17 protein-coding genes are annotated in these 23,353 nt (G+C 55.0%); 11 read left to right on the top strand and 6 right to left on the bottom strand.

Annotation, left to right across the window (positions count from 1 at the left end):
* Positions 1-11 precede the first annotated feature (11 nt).
* From ACR0DY_RS18195 to ACR0DY_RS18150, 10 genes are all read left to right on the top strand, one after another.
* Positions 12-944 (top strand): phosphotransferase, encoded by a 933-nt coding sequence (locus ACR0DY_RS18195; protein ID WP_480484624.1) that lies wholly within the window; start codon positions 12-14, stop codon positions 942-944.
* 721 nt (positions 945-1,665) lie between these two features.
* Entirely contained in the window at positions 1,666-2,238 is a 573-nt protein-coding gene (locus ACR0DY_RS18190; RefSeq protein ID WP_480484623.1) for a helix-turn-helix domain-containing protein, read from the top strand.
* 221 nt (positions 2,239-2,459) lie between these two features.
* The gene (locus ACR0DY_RS18185; protein WP_480484622.1) at positions 2,460-4,046 is read left to right on the top strand and encodes an ABC transporter substrate-binding protein; all 1,587 of its coding nucleotides are present in this window, start codon (positions 2,460-2,462) and stop codon (positions 4,044-4,046) included.
* Between the two features lie 54 nt (positions 4,047-4,100).
* Entirely contained in the window at positions 4,101-5,042 is a 942-nt protein-coding gene (locus ACR0DY_RS18180; protein ID WP_480484621.1) for an ABC transporter permease, read from the top strand.
* A gap of 104 nt (positions 5,043-5,146) precedes the next feature.
* Complete coding sequence (locus ACR0DY_RS18175; protein ID WP_480484620.1) at positions 5,147-5,905, top strand: ABC transporter permease; 759 nt, start codon at positions 5,147-5,149, stop codon at positions 5,903-5,905.
* Positions 5,906-5,915: 10 nt separating this feature from the next.
* Positions 5,916-6,911 carry an ABC transporter ATP-binding protein gene (locus ACR0DY_RS18170; RefSeq protein WP_480484619.1) on the top strand — a complete coding sequence of 332 codons (996 nt, stop codon included), beginning with the start codon at positions 5,916-5,918 and terminating at the stop codon, positions 6,909-6,911.
* A complete protein-coding gene (locus ACR0DY_RS18165; RefSeq protein WP_480547632.1) occupies positions 6,908-7,909 on the top strand; it encodes an ABC transporter ATP-binding protein in 1,002 nt (333 codons plus the stop codon). Before ACR0DY_RS18170 ends, ACR0DY_RS18165 begins: the two co-directional genes overlap by 4 nt.
* Positions 7,899-9,698, top strand: a complete 1,800-nt coding sequence (locus tag ACR0DY_RS18160; RefSeq protein ID WP_480547630.1) for an aminopeptidase P family protein — start codon at positions 7,899-7,901, stop codon at positions 9,696-9,698. Before ACR0DY_RS18165 ends, ACR0DY_RS18160 begins: the two co-directional genes overlap by 11 nt.
* Positions 9,699-9,871: 173 nt before the next feature.
* Positions 9,872-10,975: a M24 family metallopeptidase gene (locus ACR0DY_RS18155; protein WP_480484616.1), complete on the top strand. Its 1,104-nt coding sequence runs from the start codon at positions 9,872-9,874 to the stop codon at positions 10,973-10,975.
* A 276-nt stretch (positions 10,976-11,251) separates the two neighbouring features.
* Entirely contained in the window at positions 11,252-13,231 is a 1,980-nt protein-coding gene (locus ACR0DY_RS18150; RefSeq protein ID WP_480488779.1) for a bifunctional 2',3'-cyclic-nucleotide 2'-phosphodiesterase/3'-nucleotidase, read from the top strand.
* A gap of 709 nt (positions 13,232-13,940) precedes the next feature.
* On the opposite strand, the gene pbfA is transcribed toward ACR0DY_RS18150, so the two are convergent.
* From pbfA to ACR0DY_RS18130, 4 genes are all read right to left on the bottom strand, one after another.
* The gene (pbfA, locus tag ACR0DY_RS18145) at positions 13,941-15,293 is read right to left on the bottom strand and encodes a (R)-1-hydroxy-2-aminoethylphosphonate ammonia-lyase (RefSeq protein WP_480484614.1); all 1,353 of its coding nucleotides are present in this window, start codon (positions 15,291-15,293) and stop codon (positions 13,941-13,943) included.
* A gap of 106 nt (positions 15,294-15,399) precedes the next feature.
* Positions 15,400-16,863, bottom strand: a complete 1,464-nt coding sequence (gene phnY, locus ACR0DY_RS18140) for a phosphonoacetaldehyde dehydrogenase (protein WP_480477695.1) — start codon at positions 16,861-16,863, stop codon at positions 15,400-15,402.
* A gap of 3 nt (positions 16,864-16,866) precedes the next feature.
* A complete protein-coding gene (gene phnA / locus ACR0DY_RS18135) occupies positions 16,867-18,111 on the bottom strand; it encodes a phosphonoacetate hydrolase (protein ID WP_480484613.1) in 1,245 nt (414 codons plus the stop codon).
* Positions 18,112-18,129: 18 nt separating this feature from the next.
* On the bottom strand, positions 18,130-19,317 hold the full coding sequence (locus tag ACR0DY_RS18130; RefSeq protein ID WP_480484612.1) for a 2-aminoethylphosphonate--pyruvate transaminase: 1,188 nt from the start codon (positions 19,315-19,317) through the stop codon (positions 18,130-18,132).
* A 120-nt stretch (positions 19,318-19,437) separates the two neighbouring features.
* Between ACR0DY_RS18130 and ACR0DY_RS18125 the strand changes: the two genes are divergently transcribed.
* Entirely contained in the window at positions 19,438-20,328 is an 891-nt protein-coding gene (locus tag ACR0DY_RS18125) for a LysR substrate-binding domain-containing protein (protein ID WP_480484611.1), read from the top strand.
* A 30-nt stretch (positions 20,329-20,358) separates the two neighbouring features.
* Here ACR0DY_RS18125 and ACR0DY_RS18120 read toward each other — a convergent pair whose 3' ends face one another.
* Positions 20,359-22,380 carry a putative 2-aminoethylphosphonate ABC transporter permease subunit gene (locus ACR0DY_RS18120; protein WP_480484610.1) on the bottom strand — a complete coding sequence of 674 codons (2,022 nt, stop codon included), beginning with the start codon at positions 22,378-22,380 and terminating at the stop codon, positions 20,359-20,361.
* Positions 22,377-23,353: putative 2-aminoethylphosphonate ABC transporter ATP-binding protein (locus tag ACR0DY_RS18115; protein WP_480898873.1), on the bottom strand; the 977-nt coding region annotated here is incomplete at its 5' end. The genes ACR0DY_RS18120 and ACR0DY_RS18115, both read right to left, overlap by 4 nt.

Below are 23,353 nucleotides of genomic sequence, written 5' to 3'. Positions count from 1 at the left end.
GAGGGCAGAAAATGACTGACGGAAACACTGACCGTGTCCTGAGTGAACTTCGCAACCTGAAAGGCTTTGAGGACACCTCAGCACAAAACAGCGAAATCAAGCGGCTGGGTGGGTTGACCAACCTGGTCTACAGAGTGGAAACCTGCGGACACACCATGATCGTTCGCATCCCCGGAGACGGCACCGCGGATTATATCGATCGTGGCGTTGAGATTCACAATGCCAAGGTCGCAGCCGAAGCTGGTATCGGTCCCGCTGTGCTTTGGGCGGATGCAGATACCGGTGTGATGATCAGTGACTGCATTGACGATATCGTCACCATGACACCCGAGCTTTTCGCGACGCGCACCGGAGCGGCTGCGCGTGCCGGGCATGCCCTGCGGCAACTACACGAGTCACCCCGCCCTTTCGAGTTCCGGTTCGAACTTTTTTCGATGATCGATGAATATCTGAAAGTCCTGGCAACAAAGGATATTTCCCTGCCCGAAGGCTATACTGAAATCGTCGCCGAAGCGGCGCCGATCAAACAGCTGCTGCAAGACAAGCCGGGCGCGCTGGTTCCCAGCCATTGCGATCCGCTTTGCGAGAACTTTCTCGACAACGGTGACCGTATGTGGATCGTGGATTTCGAATATTCCGGGATGAATGATGCTCTTTGGGACCTCGGCGATTTATCAGTCGAAGCAGGGCTGACCGAGAAGCAGGAAATCGAAATGCTGACCTCCTATTTTGGCGCGGCACCAACAGCGGCTCAATTCGGGCGAATGGTGATCTACAAGGCGATGTGCGATCTTCTGTGGACACTCTGGGGCTTGATCCAACATGCTGATGATAACCCGGCCGAAGATTTCTGGGCCTATGCTACGGGTCGGTTCGACAGGTGCAAGGCACTGATGTTCAATCCTGCTTTCGCAGCCCATGTTCAGGCAGTTGCGAACGAATAGTGCAGATGGATAAGTTGCGATCTCTTGATGAATGACTGGCATGTGGAAATGAAAAATGGTTCGGACAAATGGGATTCGAACAGGTTTCACGGTAGGCTCTTTGAGGGGCCGCAACGTCCCCAAAACGGCAGTTAAAATGCTGTGCTGTTCTACCTGAGGCACAGTTTCCTGTCGTGATCGAACAGATATCATAGCTGAATGCGGTCCGAGAGTTGATCTGGCGACCTCAACATACGGGTTGCGATTTTCCACCGTTGGTCTTTGCACGGGGCACATTTGAAGGAACGCTAAGTGCAGAATTCCTGGCGCTTGGGCCAAACGTATATCAACGCAACAGGTACGCGGGCGTTTCTACGCCCCTTCTTGAATGATGGCGTCAAAATCACTGATTTCCTTCTGTGCGCGCGGTGAAGTAAGTCGACTGCAACAAGGTCCCCTGTCAGATCTGAGTCTGTCATAGCGGCGGGCTGATTTGGCTAGGTTCCTCACACGTGTTCGCCAAGACAACGCCTCTCATTCAGAAACTTGTAGCGACACGAAGGACCGAACCAAATTTGCTTTTCAGGGTCAAAAACGCTTTTAGTAGAAACTTAGCCAATGATAACCGTACCGGTTATGAAGTTCGCCTAGGTAAGCGAATCGCTGTCCCCTTCGGACACTGGTACAGGATTTGCTGAAACAAGGCCTTTGAGAGCTGTCGAGCTCTACCACTAGAGAAGAAATGATGGATCAGAAAAATCACCCGTCTCAACTGGGGAAAGCAATTCGACGCCGCCGGAAAGCGCTTGGCAAAACACTTGTCGAAGTTGCGGATGAAGCTGATTTGACGACAGGGTTCATATCGCAGGTTGAACGCGGCATCAGTGCCCCGTCCCTGTCTTCGCTTATGGCAATTGCTGCATCTTTGAAGACCAGCATTGAACAGCTAGTCAGCGTTCCCGAGGAGTACACCGAATACGTTCGCAAAGATCGACGTCAAACCTATGCTTTGGGAGTCAACGGGCGGTTCTATGAAAAGTTGGGTCCGGGGTTTTCGGGCGCGCTTTTGTATCCTTGTATTGTTCATCGCCCTGCGGGTCACATGTCCGAGAAAATGTGTCACGAAGGCGAGACCTTTTGTTATCTGATTTCGGGTCAGTTGGAATATCATCTGGGTGACGAAGTCCACATCATGTCGAGCGGTGACACGATACATCACGACGCGTCCAAGCCGCATTATTCGATCGTTCTAGGAGATACCGAAGCGGTTGAATTGTGGGTGGATACGACGCCGATCAAAAATACGTCCAAGTAATCGCACCGGCTGAACAGCTCACCGAAAGTTCTCCGAATTCTATCGCGGGGCCGCACTTGAAAGTGCTGCCCCGAACGTTGTGGCGCGCCCTGAAATTCTCAATCAATGCTCCTGTGAGCGCAATACACAATTTACACATTACTAAAAAAAGTTTTAGCAGCAATGAAATTAATGTATAACACCTTCACGCGATGGAGAATCGCTTTGGGAGGAACTCATCAATGAAACGTAATTTGATGGCAGCGACTGCCGTCGTGGCCACTGCAATGGCCCTACCTTTGTTTGCACAAGAGCGTGGTGGCATTCTGAATTTCGCCAGATATGACGGATCAAACCTGATTGACCCTATTTATGCAGATCGAAACCCTGACATCTGGATGGTTGGCAGCCTTTTCGACACGCTTTTGCGCCCCAGTGAAGATGGGAACTCTGTCATCCCAGGACTGGCCGAAGAATACAGTATCTCCGACGATGGACAGTCTGTATCGCTCACCTTGCGCAGCGGCGTCTCGTTTTCGGATGGAACACCTTTGACCGGAGAAGACGTTGTCTTTTCGCTGGATCGCGCCCGCAATCCCGATCTGAGCCCATGGGCTGGGCTTCTCGGATCCATCGACAATGTAAGCGCGGAAGGAAACGTCATCTCGATCAGCCTGAAAGCGGCTGACCCGACAATCCTCTCTATGCTTGCCACTTTCACAACCGGCATTGTCTCCAAAGCCGTCTTTGAGGCGGCCGAAGGTTCAACAGACCAGGAAAAGTCCGCCGCAATCTTTGCAGCCAAAGGCCCCGGTGTCGGGTCCGGCCCCTTCTATCTGTGTGGATTTGAGCAGGGAACTTCCATGGAGTTCTGTGCCAACAAGAATTATTGGCGCAAAGGATCCGACGGCAAAGCGCTGCCCTACCTGGACGGCGTGCATTTCGAGATCATACCCGATGACGCAACCCGGATTCTGAAGCTTCAGGCCGGTGAGGTGGATGCCGCCGAGTTCATTCCCTTTTCACGTGTGCCGGAGCTTGAAGCAGACCAAGCGATCAACATGAACCTCTATCCGTCCACACGGATCATATATTCGCCGATCAACACGCGTGAAACCCGTGCTGACGGATCGCCTAACCCTTTGTCAGACGCTCGGGTACGGCAAGCACTCAACTATGCCACCAACAAAGAGGCACTGATCGGGCTTGTGCTGCAAGGCGCCGGCAAGCCAATGACGTCGCCTTTGATGGCGGCGGCGACCCAGCTTTCCGCAAATCTTGATCCGTTGTATGCCTACGACCTTGACAAGGCGAAAGCTCTGATCGCCGAGGCCGGCGTAGCGCCAGGAACCGAAATCACCTTTACGACTTTGGCTGGCTCTGCGGATGACAGCACAATATTTGCGGCTCTTCAGCAAATGTGGGCTCCGTTGGGGATAAACCTGTCAGTCGAACAGGTGGATGGACCGACACGTGGCGCCAAGAACCGCTCGGGTGAGTTTGACATCCACACCTATGGTTGGGTGAACGACGTAAACGACCCCAGCCAGGTCGTAGGCTGGTTGGGTCATACACCTACGGCCAATGCGGTCGGTACTGGTTGGGAAAACGCGGAATTCAACGCTCTGTTTGAGGCTTCGGCAACCGAAATCGACGCCGAAAAAAGAGCGGCCCAGTATGCTGAAATGCAGGAAATATATGCAGATGCTGCCCCCTTGCTTTTCATGTATGAGACGCCCTTTGCGGTGGCCGTTTCGACCAGCGTGGATGGATACGTTCAGACACCACTGGGAAACAACGTCTTCGATCAGGCGACCGTCAGCCGCTGATCGCTAAAATGCCGCCGGCAGTACCTGCCGGCGGTTCTTTTGACGGAGGCCTTGATGGCAACCCTTCAATACACGTTCAAACGCTTGCTGTTGATGATCCCCACATTCATCCTCGTGATGATCATCATCTTTGTTCTGGTTCGTCTCCTGCCGGGGGACCCGGCCATCGCCATCGCAGGAGATCGGGCATCGGATGCGGATCTTGCTGCTATCCGCGAACGGTTGGGACTGAACGAGCCGCTTTTGGTACAGTTCTGGCTGTTTCTGACAAATACGCTGCAAGGCGATTTGGGCCGGTCAATCCTGATGCGCGCACCGGTAACTGAAGTCATCATCAACCGTCTTCCGACCACGGCTTTTCTGACGATCTATGCTGTCCTCATGTCTTTGTTGATTGCAGGACCACTGGCATTTGTTGCAGCTCTGAACCGCGGACGGTGGCCTGACGCAGTGATCCGCACGGTTTTCCAGGTGGGGCTGTCGATGCCTGTGTTTTACATCGGTCTGATTCTGCTAACCTTTCTTGCCGCACAGCTCAGGTGGTTTCCAGTCGGCGGCTACGGCGACACCTTTGGCGACAGGCTTTATCACCTGTTCCTGCCTGCCGTAGCGGTGGCGTTATATACCTCGGCGATCATCATGCGAAATCTGCGTGCTGCCATCATCGAGGTTCTGGATGCTGAATACGTTCAGTTTGCCCGAGCCAAGGGTTTGCCTGACAGGCTGATTTTGGGACGCCATGTGCTGCGTAACGCGCTGATTTCGACCGTTACACTTTTGGGTCTGTCCATCGGCAACCTCATGAGCGGAACACTGGTTACCGAAACAGTTTTTGCCGTGCCTGGTGTCGGACGCTTGATGCTTGAGGCGATTTTCGCGCGCGACTACCCGCTTATCCAGGGATTGACGCTGACCTTTGCGGTTCTGGTCTCGGTCGTATTCCTGCTTACGGACCTGTTTCAAAGCTCGTTGGACCCGAGGATGCGATTGACATGACCAACACTGCCACTTCTCCTGTTGGGGCGGGTGAGCCGCCAAGGACGCGCATGCCAGCGGCGCTACGAAAACCGGGTTTTATAATAGGCCTTTGCATCATTGGAATGTCGACTTTGCTTGCGATCATGCCAAATGCTTTCGTCCCCTATGATCCCAATTTCATTGATTATAACGCGGTTCGCCAGCCACCAAGCTGGGCCCATCCCTTCGGCACCGACCTGCTGGGGCGCGACAGTCTGAGCCGCGTTATTTCAGCCTATTCGGTAAACATGCAGATGGCAGTCCTTGCCACAGTCTTTGCCCTGATCATTGGCGTCGTGGTTGGCGCGCTTGTCGGCTACTACCGCGGAATTGCCGATATGATCTTCGGGCGTGTCGTAGACGCGATCATCACGTTCCCATTTCTGGTTCTTGTTATCGCGGTCGTCGCCGTGCTTGGGCCGGGTTTGGTCAATATGTACATTGCGATAACGGTTGTTGGTTGGGTCTACTATGCCCGGTTAATGCGGGCCGAGGTCATCGCGCAGATGGGAAACGACTATGCTGCTGCTGGCATCGTCATGGGATACTCTGACAGGCGCATTATCTTTCGCCACCTTCTGCCGAACGCGATCACGCCGGTTATCGTTTACTGGATGACGGACATGGCACTGGCAATTCTGCTGGGTTCGTCGCTGGGTTATCTGGGTCTTGGCGCACAGCCACCGCAGGCGGAATGGGGTGTCCTGATCGCGGAAGGACGCAATTTTATCACAACGGCCTGGTGGTTGAGCCTGATGCCCGGCATCGCGATCGTTATCACAGGTCTTGGATTTTCCCTTGTTGGCGATGGGTTAGCAGACCTGCTCAGGCCACGTGGGTAAGGAGTTGACAATGACAGGCAATCAGCAACCTATCCTCGAAGTCAAAAACCTGAGTACAACCTTCTGGAAGGAAGGGACCCCTCTGCCAGCTGTGCGAGACGTAAGTTTTTCCGTTCGACGTGGCGAAGTGCTGGGATTGGTCGGTGAAAGCGGTTCTGGCAAGAGTGTCACTTTGCGTTCGGTTCTGGGACTGTCGCGGCGCTATGGTGAAGTCACAGGAGTCGTGAATTGGCAGGGGCAAAACCTTGTTTCGCTTTCCGAACGAAAACTGAGGCGCATTCGCGGTGGCGAAATTGCGATGATCTTTCAAGAGCCGATGACATCGCTTAACCCGTTGTTGACGGTTGGCATGCAGCTGACCGAGACGTTGAAAGCGCATACCGACCTCAGTCGCGCAGCGCGCCGTGATCGGGCGGTTGAGATGCTGGATCATGTAGGGATTCCATCTGCTGCGTCACGTTTGGACGAATACCCACATCAGTTTTCTGGTGGTATGCGGCAGCGCGTTATGATCGCGATTGCTCTGGCAGCAAATCCGAAACTGTTGCTTGCCGATGAACCAACCACCGCATTGGACGTAACAATTCAGGCACAGATTCTTGATCTGATCCTGTCCTTGGCCGATGAGCTTCAAATGGGCGTGGTTCTTGTCACGCATGATTTAGGTGTGGTCGCTCAGACCTGTGAATCCTTGGCGGTCATGTATGCCGGGCGGGTGGTTGAACAGGGGGCTGTGCGTCAGGTTTTGAATGCACCACGCCACCCTTATACCGTAGGGCTGATGCGGTCTGTCCCTCAGAATGTGCCGCCGCGTACACCACTCTATTCGGTGCCGGGCACGCCTCCGAGTCTTGAGAAGTTGCCGGTCGGATGCGCCTTTGCCCCAAGGTGTCAGAGCACCATCGACGCGTGCCTGAACGCGCGTCCGCCTTTGTCGGCGATATCCGAAGGCCGTCATGTGGCGTGCTTCAATCATGTGCCCGCAGCTCAGGGAGACGTCGCATGACAGATACGGTCATGGAGATAAATGATGTGGGTCTTCAATTTCATTTGTCACGGTCGGTTCTTGACCTGATCAGCCAGCGACCCGGGCGGGTTGTCAACGCGCTGAACGGTGTTAGCCTCGAGCTCAAGCGAGGAGAAACACTGGGAGTTGTCGGTGAGTCCGGCTGCGGTAAGTCCACACTTGCACGTTGCATAGTTAGGCTCCACCAGCCTCAGACCGGCAGTATCCGTTTCACTGGAAAAGATATCTTTGACCCGAAATATCGTAACGAGCGCGATTATAATCGTCGCGTTCAGATGATGTTTCAGGATCCTTATTCGTCCCTGAACCCCCGCATGACGACTGGTCAGATTCTGTCCGAGGCTCTTAGTGTTCACAAGATGCGCCCCGAGAGTGAAATCCCCTCGCGTGTTATGGAACTGTTGGATCTGGTACGCCTGCCACAGGACGCCGCAAACAAATTACCGCACGAGTTTTCGGGGGGTCAGAGGCAACGAATTGCGATCGCTCGCGCACTGGCAGTCGAGCCGGAAGTTTTGATTGCCGACGAACTGGTTTCCGCGCTGGACGTTTCAGTACAGGCACAAGTGGTCAATCTTCTGCTTGAATTGCAGGACAAACTGAACCTCACAATTCTGTTCGTCGCACACGACTTGCGACTTGTACGTCACGTCTCGAACCGGGTGGCTGTGATTTATCTGGGCCGGATTGTGGAGATCGGCGACAGTGAAACCTTGTTCTCCGATCCCTCACATCCTTACTCCCAAGCTCTGCTCAGCGCCGCGCCTTCGCTTGATCCGGATGACAAGGGGAACGTCATTCGACTGGAAGGTGAATTGCCATCACCTATGAACGTACCGCCCGGATGCCCGTTCCACGTGCGCTGTCGCTTTGCCACAAGCCTGTGTCAGCGCGACGTTCCCGCACTCAGACAATTTGGGAGTTTTGGAGAAGTCGCCTGCCACCACGCGGAAGAGATCAAAGCAAATGCTGGATAGGTTTCACTTATGTCCGAGCGAGAGAATTTCGCTGTTCCGTGACCAACTGATTGTGCAGGACCTGGATGCCTTTGTACTACCGCGATTTGATGCTCATCAAGGCGAATACGTCGCACCGCATGACGAACGTCTGGCGTATCTGACCGGGTTCACCGGATCTGCCGGACTTGCTTTTGTAACACCCGAGATCGTCGCTCTTTTTGTCGATGGTCGTTACAGCTTGCAGGCTGCGCAAGAGTGCAAAGGCGCGTTGTTCTCTCATCACCACCTTCATGGCGAGACGCCCGAAAAGTGGCTGAGAAAAGAAATGCGTATTGGTTGGCGACTCGGATTTGACCCGATGCACATACCCCCGTCGTGGTTTGACCGGTTTGACGCAGCTTGCAAGGAAGTAGGCGCAACGATGGTGCCGCAACAAGTCAATCCAGTCGACGCGGTTTGGACAGATCAACCAGCACCACCCTGCGGTCGTGTGACAGTATTACCGTCGCAAATTGCCGGGAAAAACTGTGCTGAAAAATGCACTAATCTGGCAAACTATCTGGTTGAGCGACAGGCCGACTTTGTCGTCGAAACACAACCTGACAATATCGCCTGGTTACTGAACATCCGCGGGGCGGATGTTAACTATAATCCGGTAGTTAATTCCTTTCTTCTCGCAAATCGCGATGGGGCGCTGGTTTGGTTTGTCGATCCGAAAAAGCTGGATGATTTCGTAGAGGGGGCACTGCCTTCTAATCTTCAGATAGTTCCTCAGGCTGAGTTTTTACCCACGCTCAAGGCCAGCTTTAAGCCAGGTCAGTTTGTTTTGGCTGATCCGGATTTCTCACCTGTCGCGGTAAGGCAAACCATTGAAGAAGCCGGCGCGAAGCTTGGTTCTGAACGCAGTGTGATTACCCTGACTAAGGCATTGAAAAACACGATTGAACTGGAGGGTCTTCGAACCTGCCATTTCATCGACGGAATTGCGTGGGCAGAATTTGGGGCCTGGCTTGCAAACACCGTTCCCGTTCGCGCCGAAAGTGGTGACCCCCTGACCGAGCGTGAAGCAGAGCAAAAACTGAGGGCGCTGCGCTGCGCACAACAAGGTTTCCTTGATGACAGTTTTCACGCGATCTCAGCAGCAGGAGTGAACGCGGCGATGTGCCACTATAGCGCAACCGCGGATCGGAATGATCCTATCCGACCGGATCAAACCTATCTTATGGACAGCGGCGGACAATACGAGACTGGCACAACCGACACCACCCGGTGCTACGCTTTTGGATCACGACCGGAAGGGTATGATGAGGCATACACGGCAGTCTTCAAGGCCTTCTATGCCTTGGCCACCTTACGGTTCCCACCTGGTACCCAAGGGCACCATATCGACGGGATCTGTCGTCGCCCGTTGTGGGATCTCGGGCTGGACTATGACCATGGGACCGGTCACGGCATCGGCCATCGACTGTCAGTGCACGAACACCCGCAGCGAATAGGAAAACCCTATAACCCGATTGATCTGGAACCGGGCATGGTCATGTCGATTGAACCGGGGTTTTACAAAGCCGCCAGCTTCGGCATCCGCATAGAAAATGTCTTTGAGGTCGTCACAGAAGACAACGGTTTCCTCGCCTTCCGCAATATGACTTTTGTGCCAATTCAGACTGACATGCTGATTGTTGAAAACCTGACTCAGGCCGAACGGCACTGGTTAAATCAATATCATCGTCAAATCAGACAGATGCTTTCACCGCGATTGAGTGAGCCTGCAAAGGGGTGGCTGACAAAAGTGACGACTGCAATCTGAAACACGAAACGAACTATTGGCCGGGCTGTATACTGCTGTGCGGCGAAACGAATGGCAACGTTTCCAACTGTCAGAATACCAAACCAATGACGGTTCGCGTGTGGCGTAAGAATAATAAGATCTGCCGAGATCGCCGAAACGGGTGGTTTTGGTCACAATAAGGGTTGGTAAGGATGCCAGATTTATCAGAATATAGCCGGTTGGCCCGTGAAATCTCTGTCGATGCCGTGGCATTGGTGCCGGGTCCGAATTTCGACCGAGCCATGGGCAAGTCTTTCATGACCAACGAACGCCCCATCGTGGTTGTGATCCCCGCATCAGGAGAACCCGCTGCCGTTGTTCCAAATCTGGAACTTGGCTCGTGGGATCAATTAAGGTTCGAAGGAGCGGTATTCGATTGGCGGGATGAGGCGGGTTACAAAGGGGCTTTCACCGCTTTGGCGAACCACCTGAGCATCGCGTCCCTTGCCGTTGAAGGGCAGGTCATGCGTGTTTTTGTCTCTGACGCGCTGACCGAAGCTATGCCTGGGTTACAAATAACTGATGCGGAACACCAAATCTCGAACCTGCGACTGATCAAGTCCAGCAAGGATGTGGCCTCCATGCAAGCTGCGATCACCATCTCGGAACGTGCGCTTGAGCGGGTTATCGGAACGGTACACGCAGGTCAGACCGAGAAACAGATCGAACAGGATTTGATCCAGGCAATGTTTGCCGAAGGCGCCGATTCTCTGGCCTTTACACCGATTGTGGTCGCTGCCGACAACTCGGCCCGACCACATGGGAAAGCGCGTATGGATTATCGGATTCAAACCGGCGATGCGCTGCTCTTTGACTTTGGCGCGCGCAAGGATGGATTTGTCGCGGATATCACGCGAACCTTTTTCGTTGGCGAAGTCTCAGATGAGGGCAAGGCTGTCTACGAAACTGTATTGCGAGCAAATCAGATGGGTCTGAACGTGTGTCGCCCCGGTGTGACGGCCCATGATATCGATGATGCTGTCATCGGCGTTCTTGAAGCATCCCCTTTCGCCAATCGCATCCGCACCAAGACAGGCCACGGATTGGGTCGGGATGTGCACGAGGCTCCATATATCATGCGCGGAAACAACCAGGTAATGCGCGCAGGCATGGTCTGGACCAACGAACCGGGTCTGTATGACCTGGGCAATTTCGGTGTCCGTATTGAAGATGACGTCTTGGTCACAGAAGACGGATGCCTATCACTGACCAGTTTCCCGAAAGAGCTTATTGTCCTGGGGGCGGGACGTCGATAACCGGGCTGTCCCAGCCACACGGTTGGGGTCAGTGAATGGCAGCCAACATGATGCGGGTTGGATATGTCGCAAAGCACTGATTGTGAGGCATTGTCTTGGCAATCGCAGGGCACGGGTTCCCCTTCTGCCATGTCTTATCAAGTACAGGAAGTTGGGCTATTGTACCTGGCATTGCGCCTACACATGACGCGTCTAAAGCGCTGGCAACCGGTTTCATATGGATGTTGCGAATTACAGGCAAAAAGACGCGTTGACCACAAACCTGAAAGGTGACCCATGTCTTTCTCAAGCCGTTCTTCAATTTCGCGACGCCGCTTCCTTGCCACGACAACCGCTGGTGCGGCGGCAATTACCCTGCACCCGTTTTCGGTGGCGGCGGCCAATAGTCAGGCGCATCTGCGCATCATGGAAACCACCGATATCCATGTCCATGTGTTTCCTTATGATTATTATGCGGACAAACCCCGCGACACGGTGGGCCTGTCCCGCACAGCTTCGATCATCAACGAAGTCCGATCTGAGGCGACAAACTCGATCTTGGTGGACAACGGCGATTTTCTGCAAGGCAATCCGATGGGCGACTACATCGCTTACGAGCGCGGCATGAAGGACGGCGACAGCCATCCCATCATCACGGCCTTCAATACGGTCGGGTATGATGCCGCGACGCTGGGCAATCACGAGTTCAACTACGGTCTGGAGTTCTTGGACAAGGCTTTGGCCGGTGCCGAGTTCCCTGTTGTTCTGGCAAACGTCGCCAAGGAAAAAGGTGCAAACCCGCGTGACGACAAGACCCTTGTTCAGGCCTATGCCATTCTCGACCGTGAAATCGAGATGGGCGACGGCACCAAACATCCGATCAGGATCGGTGTCATCGGTTTTACCCCGCCACAAATCGTGAACTGGGACCGCAGGCACCTGGAGGGCAATGTTCAGGCCCGCGATATCGTCGAGACGGCTCAGGCCTATGTGCCCGAGATGAAGGAACAGGGATGTGACCTGATCATCGCCCTGTCGCATTCGGGGATCGGGGGGGCCGATCATGAGGACGGCATGGAAAACGCATCGGTGGTTCTGGCAGGGGTCGACGGGATCGACGCGCTGGTCACCGGCCACAATCACCTGGTTTTCCCGTCACCGACATTTGCTGACCGCCCCGGGATCGACGTGGAAAAAGGCACGCTGATGGGCAAACCTGCCGTCATGGGCGGTTTCTGGGGGTCGCATCTTGGCCTGCTGGACCTGCTTTTGGAACGGGACGGCAATGAATGGCGCGTCGTTACCACAACTTCCGAGGCGCGACCGATTTCCAAACGTAACGAAGATCGATCAATCACCGCTCTGGTCGAAGATGATCAGAAGGTTCTGGAATCGGTTGCGAAAGCTCATGACGAAACGCTGGCCTATGTTCGGCGCGCGGTCGGCAAGACCTCGGCCCCGCTGCACAGCTATTTTGCGTTGGTCGCGGATGATCCGTCTGTGCAGATCGTCTCAATCGCGCAGAAATGGTATGTCGAAGACATGCTGAAAGGCACCGAGCATGAAGGGCTGCCAATCCTGTCTGCGGCAGCACCGTTCAAGGCTGGTGGCCGAGGGGGTCCGGAGTATTACACCGATGTCCCGGTCGGGGACGTTGCCATCAAGAACGTGGCCGATCTGTACCTCTATCCAAACACGGTCCGCGCTGTTCGCGTGAACGGGGCGCAGGTGCGTGGCTGGCTGGAACGCTCGGCCGGTATGTTCAATCAGGTCGAAGCTGGGTCCAAGGATGCGATCCTTCTGAACCCCGAGTTCCCATCGTACAATTTCGACGTGATGGACGGTGTGACCTATCAGATCGACCTGTCGCAACCGTCGCGCTTTGGACCAAAGGGCGAAGAGGTGAACCCCGACGCAGCACGGATCGTGAACCTTGCCTTCAATGGCGCGCCTGTTACGGATGACATGGAGTTCATCATTGCCACCAACAATTACCGTGCATCCGGTGGTGGCGCGTTCCCGGGCGCAATGGGCGACACGATCGTGTTCGAAGCACCGGACACCAACCGCGACGTCATTGTGCGCTACATTGTCGAACAGGGCACAATCGATCCCAAAGCGGATGCCAATTGGTCGTTTTCGCCGCTGGCGGACACCACGGTGTTGTTCGAGACGGGTCCAAAAGCCCGCGACTATATGGGCGACGTCAAAGGTGTGGCAATCGAGGACGCCGGGGAAGGCGCCGACGGTTTCGCAGCCTTCCGCATTAAGCTCTGATCCAAAAGAAATGTCGCAACGATAACCTGACCCGCCACCTTGGTAACTCGGTGGCGGGTTTGCGCTGAACACCCGTACAGCTCGAAGGCACTGCCCCTGCAGAGTCAGATGCTACATTTTCAATTCGCGTTCCCGACAAGCGTCGTGGCGGCAGGTCATAGAACTTAGCGAACCGTTTGATCGCCAACTGAACTTCTGCGCTCCCAGTTCTGTCAAAGAAGCTGAATGGGTGAAGGCAGGGGCAAGTTGGTGAAATCTGTATTCAAGGATCTCGCGGCAAAGGGAGATTGAATATCCTATGGCAGGTAAAAAGTAGTCGCCTGCTGAACGGCATCTTGTTTCTCAGTTTTTTGCAAAGACCACGGACTGCGATCTGTAGAGCACAGCAACAAAAGGTCTTTCAGCTTCTGAACTACATTCGATACCATGAAAGACTCCGCTCTGTTGATTTTGAGTTCCTGTAATCCCGTCAGTTTGTTCAGTCTCATTTGTACCAGAGGCCGAATTGAAGATTTTGCCTTTCCCGTTACTTTCGTCAGCGTTTTAAGCCTGAGTGCAGTTGGATATTACAACGCCATGGGCCAAATCCAAATTCTATTGTACGCCGTGCGCCATCGGACTCGTTGTCTTACGTCGCACTTTGGGGTCTTCGTCGCTGTCTCGGCCAGCCTCTTTTTACGAACTGGCGAGTTTTGACTGATCCGACGTGTCAACTCTCGGCCTTGATAGCAGCGATCACAATGTCGATTGCGTGGTCCAGATCCGATTGCGAGATGGTCAGCGGCGGCGACAGTGTCAGAACGCATCCCTGACTGATCTTATAGCTCAAACCGGCCTCCAGACAGGCGTAGTAAATCCGTTCGGCACGCGCATTGCCCGGTATCTTTTCAACGCGATCATCAACGATTTCGACCCCGAACATCAAACCCCTTCCCCGGATGTCTCCGACGGCGGGTACGTTCTGAAGTTCGTCCATCAGACGACCAATTGCGTGCTCACCCAGCATGGCCGACCGATGAACCAACCCCTCATCTTCGATGATCTGAAGTGTTGTCAAAGCGGCCCGCGCGGTGACCGGGTTCTTTTCGTGTGTGTAATGACCAATGGCAAAATCCCCGCAAACATCCAAATGTTTGCGAGTAACACATGCGGCAATGGGAAGGATACCACCGCCAAGCGCTTTTCCAAGCGTCACAATGTCGGGAATGATCTCGTCATGTTCAAAGGCGAACATCCTGCCGGTTTTGCCAAGGCCGGTCGGGATTTCATCCATGATCAAAAGCGCGCCGTGACGATTGCACGCCTCGCGCACGGATTTCCAAAACCCCGGCGGTGGCACATAGGGCACCGCACGCATGGGTTCGGCTATGACCGCCGCCACATCTCCTTCACGCTCCAGAACATATTCGACCATTTTCGCGCAGGCCAACCCGCAGGTTTCCGGTCCCGCGTGATTGTATGGGCACCGGTAGCAGGCGAAAGGCGCGACATGTTCAGTCCCCGACAAGAGGGGGCCCGCGATATGACTGCGGAACGTCGCCTCGCCACCGACGCTTGCGGCGCCGAAGCCCGCACCGTGGAAGGCATCCCAGAAGCTGATTGTTTTGAACCGACCGGTCGCGGCACGCGCGATTTTGAGGGCAACCTCGTTGGCGTCAGAGCCGCCAGTGGTAAAGAGCATCTTCCCCAGATCGCCAGGCACGATATCTGCCAGTTTTTCTGCCAAATCCACTGCCGGGTCATTGGTAAAGCGGCGGGGTGCAAAAGGAAGATCATCAAGCTGCGCTTTGATGGCGGCTATCAGACGCGGGTGCCCATAGCCTATGTGGTGCACCGAGTTGCCATGGAAATCCATGTACCGGCGACCCTCCATATCCTCGATCCAGATCCCCTCGGCCTTTGCAATAGTGCTGACGCAGGGTGATGACAGAGATTGATGCAGAAACACATCCGCATCGCGTTTGAGCAGAGGTGCCGACTTCGGTCCCATGGACTTTCGCAACCATGCCTTGCGCGCTTCGGATGTGTTTGATTCCCCTTCCGTGTGGACAATCTGTGGCATGTCCGCTCCTCATTTCTGTCATCAAAAGATGCGGGCCCCAAAAGGCCCGCCAGTATCAGGGAGGATTTGAAGCGTCCTTCCCGTCTGTGGGGAAAGGACACAAGGTTTAGTTGGGCCAGGGCAGCGAATAGGTTTTGACGTTGGTGAAGAACTTCATCGCCTCGATAACGCCCTCTTTCACCCCGTTTCCGCTGTCCTTGATGCCGCCAAAGGGTGACATTTCAATGCGGTAACCCGGCTGTTCCCAGATGTTGCAGGTGCCGACATTCAACCCGTTGATAAAGGCGATGGCCCTGTTCAGGTCATTGGTGCATACCCCCGAAGACAGGCCGAACTCGGTCGAATTCGAGATCGCCATCACCTCTTCGTCGTTGTCTGGCACGCGCACGATCGGCACGATAGGACCGAAAGTTTCTTCCATCACCAGCTCGCTGTCATGGGGAACCTTGTCGACGACGATAGGCGGCAGCAATGCGCCCTGACGGCCCGGGTGATACAGGATTTCTGCACCCTCTTTCTCAGCCTGCAGAACGCGGTTCTCGAATATCTCCGCGGCTTTGTCGTGGATCACGCACCCCAGCTCGGTTTCGGGGTCTTGCGGATCGCCGAATTTGATCTTCTTGGCCTTCTCCAGAACCAGCGGCACAAACTTGTCGGCCACACTTTCCTGCACGAGGATGCGCTTGACAGCCGTACACCGCTGACCGGAGTTTCCGGTAGCCCCCGCCACTGCGATTGTTGCGGCTTTGTCCAAATCCGCATCGCTGAGGTCATTCAGAACGATCAGAGGATCATTGCCCCCAAGTTCCAGCGCCTGCCGCTTGTAGACGCCTTTTTCAGCGATCAACTTGCCCACCGGCACACCCCCGGTGAAGGTGATGATGTCGATATGTTCATTGGTGATCATCTCATCGCCAATGTCAGCCGGCCAGCCGGTCACCACCTGGAACATCTCGTGCGGCAGGCCTGCCTCGTAAAGTATGTCGGCCAATGTCAGCGCGGTCAGCGGCGTCAGTTCGGTAGGTTTGCAAACCATGCAATTATTAGTCGCAATCGATGGCGCGATTTTGTGGCTAACCATATTCAATGGGTGATTGAACGGAGTGATCGCACTGATTGCTTTCACCGGCTCTCGGGTGGTGAAAATCTTGCGGGCTTTGCCATTGTGGGTCAGATCGCAGGAAAAGATCTCGCCATCGTCCTTTAGCGCCTCAGCCGCCGCAAACTGATAAACATCCTGTGCGCGTTTGGTTTCGTAGATCGCATGCTGGTGGCAGATGCCCAGCTCCAACGTCAGCCATTTCGCAAGGTAATCGCGTTTCTCGCCGATCAGCTCGCCTGCGCGCTGCAAAATCTGGCTGCGCTCGTACCGGGTCAGTTTAGGTTTGTAATTCGCCGCGATTTCGAATGCCCTGCGTGCGTGTTCTGCGGTGCCAGCGGGAACATGGCCCACGACCTCGTTGGTGTACGGGTAAAGAACAGGAATGGTTTCATCGGTAAAGACGATTTCGCCACCGATCCGCATTCCTTCGTTACGTACTTCGATTTTCGACATGGTCTGGTCTTTCATGGCTTACTGTGCCGCCGCTGTAGTTGCGTAGAAAAAGGCATCAAAGTTGCGCAGCACGGGTTGGTTTGGCAGGTCGATGACACGGTTCACGATGAAGGGAACTTCTTGTTCCGTCAAACCACCATGGCTGCGCAGGGGCTCTTTGAGCGCTGCCAGATCGTGGCGATGCTCGGACGTTCCGATGCAAATGTTTTCGCCAGAAACCATCACAATGTCGCCAATCCGATCACCGGGCAATTCGAACCGTTCAATGGCCTGAGCCTTGGTCAGCACATGGGTGATCCCTTCGGTCGCCTTGAGTTTGGCAATGATGTCGCTCTGATCCGCGCCATCCGGCAGGTAAGCGGTCGCGAACGAACCCAGTGCCCCATGATGCACGACATAGGGGTCAGTGATCGGAAGGATGACTCGTGCCGCATCCTTGCCCAGCCATTCGTCCATCAGGTCCTGCACATAGACGACCGAAGGGGATCCATCTGCCAGGTGCTTAGGCTTCATGCCATGATCAGCCGTCACCACGATGGCGGCCCCCAATGCGTCCAACTCGCCCAGATAGCGGTCGAACATGGCGTAGAAATCAAGTGCGCCCTTTTGATCGGGTGCAAACTTGTGCTGGATATAGTCGGTAGTCGACAAATACATGACGTCGGGCTTGAACTCTTTCAGCAGCTTGACGCCAGCAGCAAAAACGAATTCCGACAGCTCGGCCGAGTATACCTCGGGCACGTCCATGCCCAACCATTTGCTGGCATTGTCGATGCCATGTTCCTCAAGCGTCGTTTCGCCCGAACGCTCAGAAGAGAATGCAACCGCCCTGCCCTCGTCAAACTTCAACCCGGCACCAAGCAGCGCGCGCAGTTTGTCCTTGGCGGTTACCATCGCCACCCGGAAACCTGCATCATAGAACTGCGAGAAGATGGTCGGCGCGCGCAGGAAGCGGACATCGTTCATCATAACCTCTTCACCGGTGTCGGGATCAATAAGGTAGTTGCCGCAGATTCCATGCACGATCGGCGGACGCCCGGTGGCAATCGAAAGATTGTTGGGGTTGGTGAACGACGGAATAACAGAATGCGCCAGACGGTCTGTACCTTCCTCCCGCATCCGTTTGAGGTTGGGCATCAGCCCTTTCGCAATCGCCACGTCGAGGTATTCAGGTTCACATCCATCAAGGCAGATGGCAATTGCGGGCACCTTCGGCGTTGGGTAGACGCGCTCATTTGCTTCGACAGGGGTTTGAATGGTCATCTGTGTTTTCCTTGATTTTTATGCGGCCAACTTGGCGCGTTCTTCCAGTGCCCGGAGAGGAGGCGCAGCGCTTGTCACGCCCATTTCTTCCAGAGATTCTTTTGCAGCGATCACAACTTTACGCATGACATCTTCGTCCATCTGGCCGATGCAACCGACGCGGAAACTGTCGACGACAGTCAGCTTGCCCGGGTAGATAATGAACCCTTTTTCTTTCATCCGGTTATAGAACTGATCGAAAACGAAATTCTCATCAGCCGGGCAGAAGAAGGTAACGATGATCGGGCTCAACCAACGATTATCCAGCAGTGTTTCGAAACCCAGTTCCCGCATGCCCGCGACCATGACGTCCCGGTTGCGGGTATAGCGGGCGCCTCGACCTGCAACACCGCCTTCGGCAGTGTGCGCCCGAAGTGCCTCGATGAAGGCCGCAACCACATGCGTCGGCGGGGTAAACCGCCACTGTCCCGTTTTGTTCATATGCGCCCACTGCGCATACACATCCAGAGACAGCGAATGACTGTTGCCTTTTGCGGCTTCCAGCTCGGTCTTGCGCGCCACGATGAACCCGAAACCCGGAACGCCCTCGATGCATTTGTTCGCCGAAGACACCATGGCCTCGTAACGAATTTCAGTTGGTTTGAGCTCAATCGCTCCAAAGGCGGACATCGAGTCAATCAAGAGCTTGCGCCCGGCGGCATATGTGACCTCCGAAATCTCTTCGACCGGGTTCAGAATGCCCGAGCTGGTTTCGCAGTGAATGGCGACGACATGCGTGATGTCCGGGTCATCCGCGAGAATGCGCGCAACCTCATCACCCCTCGGCGGCAGGTAATCGCCTTTGTCCAACACAACATGATCACGACCCAGGTACTGCAACGTCTGGGCCGAACGCTGCCCATAAGCACCATTTGCCAATACCAACGCCTTTCCGTCTCGCGGAATAAAGGATGCCAGCATCGCCTCGACGGAAAACGATCCGCTGCCTTGCATCGGTACGCAATCGAACGCGTCGGCACCCTCGCCAAGCAGGTTCAGCAGGCTTGACCGCACCTCCCGCGTCATGGCGCGGAAATCATCGTCCCAGCTACCCCAGTCACGTAACATTGCCTCTTTGACCGCGTAGGACGTTGTCAAAGGACCGGGCGTCAAAAGGTAGGGTTCACCAAGGCGCGGTTGCTCTAATTTTGGTTTGGATGGCGTCATTACCAGGCTCCAGAACAGCGTTTTCAGGAACACAATTGCAGCAACGCTTGCTATATGTGAAATTGCAATTATCAATCTAATCATAAGCGCAGCCTATGAACGCATCTACAGGGAACTGCCATGCGACACAGCCAGTTGAAAGCCTTTCATTACGTGGCCAAACATGGGGGATTCTCCCGTGCGGCAGAGGCTTTGTATCTGACCCAGCCAGCGATTTCCGAGCAGGTCCGAAAACTGGAACAGGATCACGACCTGCTGCTGTTCCAGCGTGAACGAAAACGCGTGAACCTGACGCCCGAAGGCGAACAGCTTTACAGATTCACAAAACAATATTTCGAGATCGAAGATCAGATTGAAGATTACCTCTCTGAAACCAAAGCCGCGATCGATGGTGAATTAAGGATTATTGCCGATTCAGCGCATCACATGACATCTTTTCTAGGTTCGTTCCAAAAGAAATACCCGAAAATCACGATCACTGTGCGATCCGGCAACACCGAAGAAATCCTGGAAGAGCTTCGGTCTTACAATGCGGAAATCGGCGTTGTTGGCAGCCTGTCTCCTGGCAAGGACATGGACGTATTGAATTTGGGGTCCACTGAAATTGTGGCCTTTGCTGCCCGGGGCGTGCTGTTGGCATCCAAACCCACCCTGACCCTGGAGGAGCTTGCCGAGTTGCCCCTGATTTTCAGAGAGCACGGGTCAAAAACACGCGAGAAACTGGAAGAAGCCGCCGAGAAACAAGGTATCAGGTTAAACCCGGCGATTGTTGCTGAAGGCCGAGAGGCCGTTCGCGAACTTGTTGCCTCGGGTGCAGGTATCGGTTTTGTTTCTCAGGCGGAATATGGGCACGATGATCGATTGCGGCAAATCAAATTGAAGGGCGTGAATCTGCAAATGGGTGAGAGCATGATTTCCCTTTCCCAGCGTCGTGACGTCAAGATCATACGTGCGTTTATGGATTTTGCGGAGCGGGTGCATAAGGAGAAGGAAACCCCCGCAGATATGTGATCTGCGGGGGTATTGAGTTTTTTGTGTGGATTACCTGCTGCGCCAGGCCTGTGTGCGGGCCAGGATGCCTTTTGATGCCATCAGATGAAAGATCCGGGCGGCTGCGTTGGTGTAGAAGATCATCATGCCCATTGCGGCTGCGGGTGCGATATCCCCGGCATCATCCATGTTCAGCACCGCGATGGACGCGAGTGTGGTTTTGGGTGAGTAGAGGAACACAACCGCCGACACGGTCGTCATCGCGTTGACGAACAGATAGATCGAGATGTCCAGCACCGCAGGCAGGCAGACCGGCACCGTCACGCGGGCAAACAGCTTCATTGTTGGCTGTTTGAGAGAGGCCGACACCGACTCGAACTCTTTATCCATCTGCTTGAGAGCGGTGACCGCCGTCAGGTGCGATACGGTATAGAAATGCGTCACCGTGCAAACCACCAGGATCGCCATGGTGCCGTAGATCGCATTGAACGGATTGGACGGGTTGTTGAAGAAGAAGATATACGACAGTCCCAGAACCATGCCCGGGATGGCCATCGGCAGCATGGCAAACATCTGAAAGATCGACCGCCCGGTTTTGAAGCCGTTCGATTTTTCCACCAGGTACGCCCCGAAGAAGACAACCGTCGTGCCGATCACCGCCGTCAGGAAAGCCAGTTTGATCGAGTTGAAATACGACCCCCAGCCGCCGCCATCCATCTTGTCGAACTGGTAGTTCTTGAGGCTCAGGCTCAGATCGTAGGGCCAGAACTTGATCAGCGCCGCAAACTGACACACGGCCAGAAGACCAACGATGAACAGGCCGATCAAACTGCAGTAGATCAGGAATATGCGATCAGTCTTTGGGTTTGGTGTTGCCTGATATGGAACCGAACGCGCAGACAGCAGCGCCACCTGCTTGGACTGAACCATCCGGTCGATGGCAAAAGCCAGAATTGCGGGGATGACCAGAACCACCGAGACCACGGCGCCCATCTCAAAGTTCTGCTGGCCGATCACCTGTTTGTAGATATCCACGGCAAGCACGTTGAACTGGCCGCCGATCACCTTTGGCAGGCCAAAATCGGTGATCACCAGATTGAACACGACAAAGGCTGCGGAAATCAGGCCATAGCGCGCGCCGGGTATGGTAACGGTCCAGAATGTCCGCCAGGGGGTTGAGCGCAAGCTGACAGCGGCCTCGTACAACCGCGCATCCGATATCGCGAGCGCGGTCGATATGATCAGGAACGCGTGTGGAAAGGTAAAGAAGACCGATCCGATCACGATGCCTATGGGGCCGTAGATACTGGCGCCGAACAGCAACTCCTTGATCATCCCCTGATTGCCGAACAGGTAGACCAGCGCGATGCCCGGCAGCAGCGAGGGAACCAGAATCGGCGCCATCGCGATCAGGCGAAAGACCCCCTTGAACCGCATGCAGCTTCGGTTCAGCGCATAGGCAAACCAGAACGCCAGCGTCACCGTAACGATTGTGCTGACAACCGAAATCCAAAGGGAGTTCTTGATCGAGTTGAACAGGGCCGGGGTTGAGAAGTAGTTGATGAAGTTGCCCAGACCCCGCGCTTGAACCGGCCGCATCTGCACCCGGCGGAACGTGTTGGAATCAAGCTCGACCCAATCGGTGCCTTCGTTCAAAGTCGACCCGACCAGAAAGCGCCCGGCCTCCGTCGTGTTCCGCATCTGGTACATGACCGGGCTGCGAAAGCTGAAATCCGGAAAGAACCCGGTCACCGGCAAACGCCCGTCCGAGCCGGTTGTCAGATCGGTGTCGGAATACACCCCCAATTGCCTGTTCAGTTCGTCAGCCGTCAGGATCGTTCCGTCGAACACACCCGCTTCATCACTGACCTGAAACTCATACTGGGACAGCTCGACCCGGTAGGTCGAGAAGGACTTGGAAAGCATCGTGTAAAGCGGCAGCGCCAGTGTCACGATCAGATAGAGCGCGATCACCATCATGCTTCCGCGCATCAGGATGTCATCGCGGCTGAGCCTGGGCCTGATATCCGGTCCGACAGGCAATGTGTCGTGATTGGTCGACATCGTGCTCATGCCGCAGCCTCCGGAAGGTCAAACGCCATCAGGCGGTTCTCGGGAAGCTCGATCACCATGCTGCACCCCTCTTCCAGCTCAAGACGACGCACGGCGTTGATCGAAAAATCCGCGATCAGTTCAGAAGATCCGAACCGCTCGTTGTTCAGGCGGCAGCGCCAGAACGAGCCCAGAAACTCCATTTCATCAAGCGTGACCTCGATGCAGTTCCGATTGCCGCCCGTGTCAAGATAACCAGCTTCATGAGGGATGATGTCTTCGGGACGAATGGCTGCGATGACCGGAGTGCCATCATTGAACGTGTGGCTGAGGCAGGCAAAGGTCTTTTCCCCGACGCTCAACCGCCCGCCTTTGGTGACCTGAGATCGGATCTGGTTCATTTCACCGATAAAGTCGGCCACGAACAGGTTGGCCGGTTCGCGGTAGATCTCCGTGGGCGATCCAACTTGTTCAATCACCCCGTGGTTCATCACCACGATGCGGTCGGCCATGGCCAGCGCTTCTTCCTGATCGTGCGTCACCATCACGGTGGTCACACCCAGCTTGCGCTGCAATTCCTTGATCTCATGCCGCAGGTGAACGCGCACCTTGGCGTCCAGCGCCGACAGGGGTTCGTCCAGCAGCAGCAAACCGGGATTGGTTGCAATGGCGCGGGCCAGCGCAATCCTCTGCTGCTGGCCACCGGACAATTGTGCCGGGTATTTCCTGCCCTGATCCGGCAGACCAACAAGGTTCAACAGCTCGCTCACCCGAACTGCGATATCCGACTTGCTGCGGCCCGTGTTTTCAAGGCCAAATGCGATGTTCTTTTCGATCGTCAGGTTCGGGAACAGCGCATAGGACTGAAACACAATCCCGAAATCACGCTCGGACGGGGGCAGGTTGGAGACGTCCTTGCCATCCTGCATAACCGTACCCTTGGTCTGCAGATCCAGCCCGGCAATCGCCCGCAACAAGGTGGTCTTGCCGCAGC

The organism is Ruegeria sp. O6, from assembly GCF_056535045.1.
This window is presented reverse-complemented; position numbering and strand designations above follow the sequence as displayed.

Excerpts from the sequence above, each read along its gene's own strand:
- ACR0DY_RS18175 (WP_480484620.1), top strand. The coding sequence starts at position 5,147 with ATGTCGACTTTGCTTGCGATCATGCCAAATGCTTTCGTCCCCTATGAT.
- ACR0DY_RS18125 (WP_480484611.1), top strand. The coding sequence starts at position 19,438 with ATGCGACACAGCCAGTTGAAAGCCTTTCATTACGTGGCCAAACATGGG.
- ACR0DY_RS18185 (WP_480484622.1), top strand. The coding sequence starts at position 2,460 with ATGAAACGTAATTTGATGGCAGCGACTGCCGTCGTGGCCACTGCAATG.
- phnY (WP_480477695.1), bottom strand. The coding sequence starts at position 16,863 with ATGAAAGACCAGACCATGTCGAAAATCGAAGTACGTAACGAAGGAATG.
- ACR0DY_RS18130 (WP_480484612.1), bottom strand. The coding sequence starts at position 19,317 with ATGACGCCATCCAAACCAAAATTAGAGCAACCGCGCCTTGGTGAACCC.
- ACR0DY_RS18155 (WP_480484616.1), top strand. The coding sequence starts at position 9,872 with ATGCCAGATTTATCAGAATATAGCCGGTTGGCCCGTGAAATCTCTGTC.
- ACR0DY_RS18180 (WP_480484621.1), top strand. The coding sequence starts at position 4,101 with ATGGCAACCCTTCAATACACGTTCAAACGCTTGCTGTTGATGATCCCC.
- phnA (WP_480484613.1), bottom strand. The coding sequence starts at position 18,111 with ATGACCATTCAAACCCCTGTCGAAGCAAATGAGCGCGTCTACCCAACG.
- ACR0DY_RS18190 (WP_480484623.1), top strand. The coding sequence starts at position 1,666 with ATGATGGATCAGAAAAATCACCCGTCTCAACTGGGGAAAGCAATTCGA.
- ACR0DY_RS18195 (WP_480484624.1), top strand. The coding sequence starts at position 12 with ATGACTGACGGAAACACTGACCGTGTCCTGAGTGAACTTCGCAACCTG.
- ACR0DY_RS18170 (WP_480484619.1), top strand. The coding sequence starts at position 5,916 with ATGACAGGCAATCAGCAACCTATCCTCGAAGTCAAAAACCTGAGTACA.
- ACR0DY_RS18150 (WP_480488779.1), top strand. The coding sequence starts at position 11,252 with ATGTCTTTCTCAAGCCGTTCTTCAATTTCGCGACGCCGCTTCCTTGCC.
- ACR0DY_RS18165 (WP_480547632.1), top strand. The coding sequence starts at position 6,908 with ATGACAGATACGGTCATGGAGATAAATGATGTGGGTCTTCAATTTCAT.
- ACR0DY_RS18160 (WP_480547630.1), top strand. The coding sequence starts at position 7,899 with ATGCTGGATAGGTTTCACTTATGTCCGAGCGAGAGAATTTCGCTGTTC.
- ACR0DY_RS18120 (WP_480484610.1), bottom strand. The coding sequence starts at position 22,380 with ATGAGCACGATGTCGACCAATCACGACACATTGCCTGTCGGACCGGAT.
- pbfA (WP_480484614.1), bottom strand. The coding sequence starts at position 15,293 with ATGCCACAGATTGTCCACACGGAAGGGGAATCAAACACATCCGAAGCG.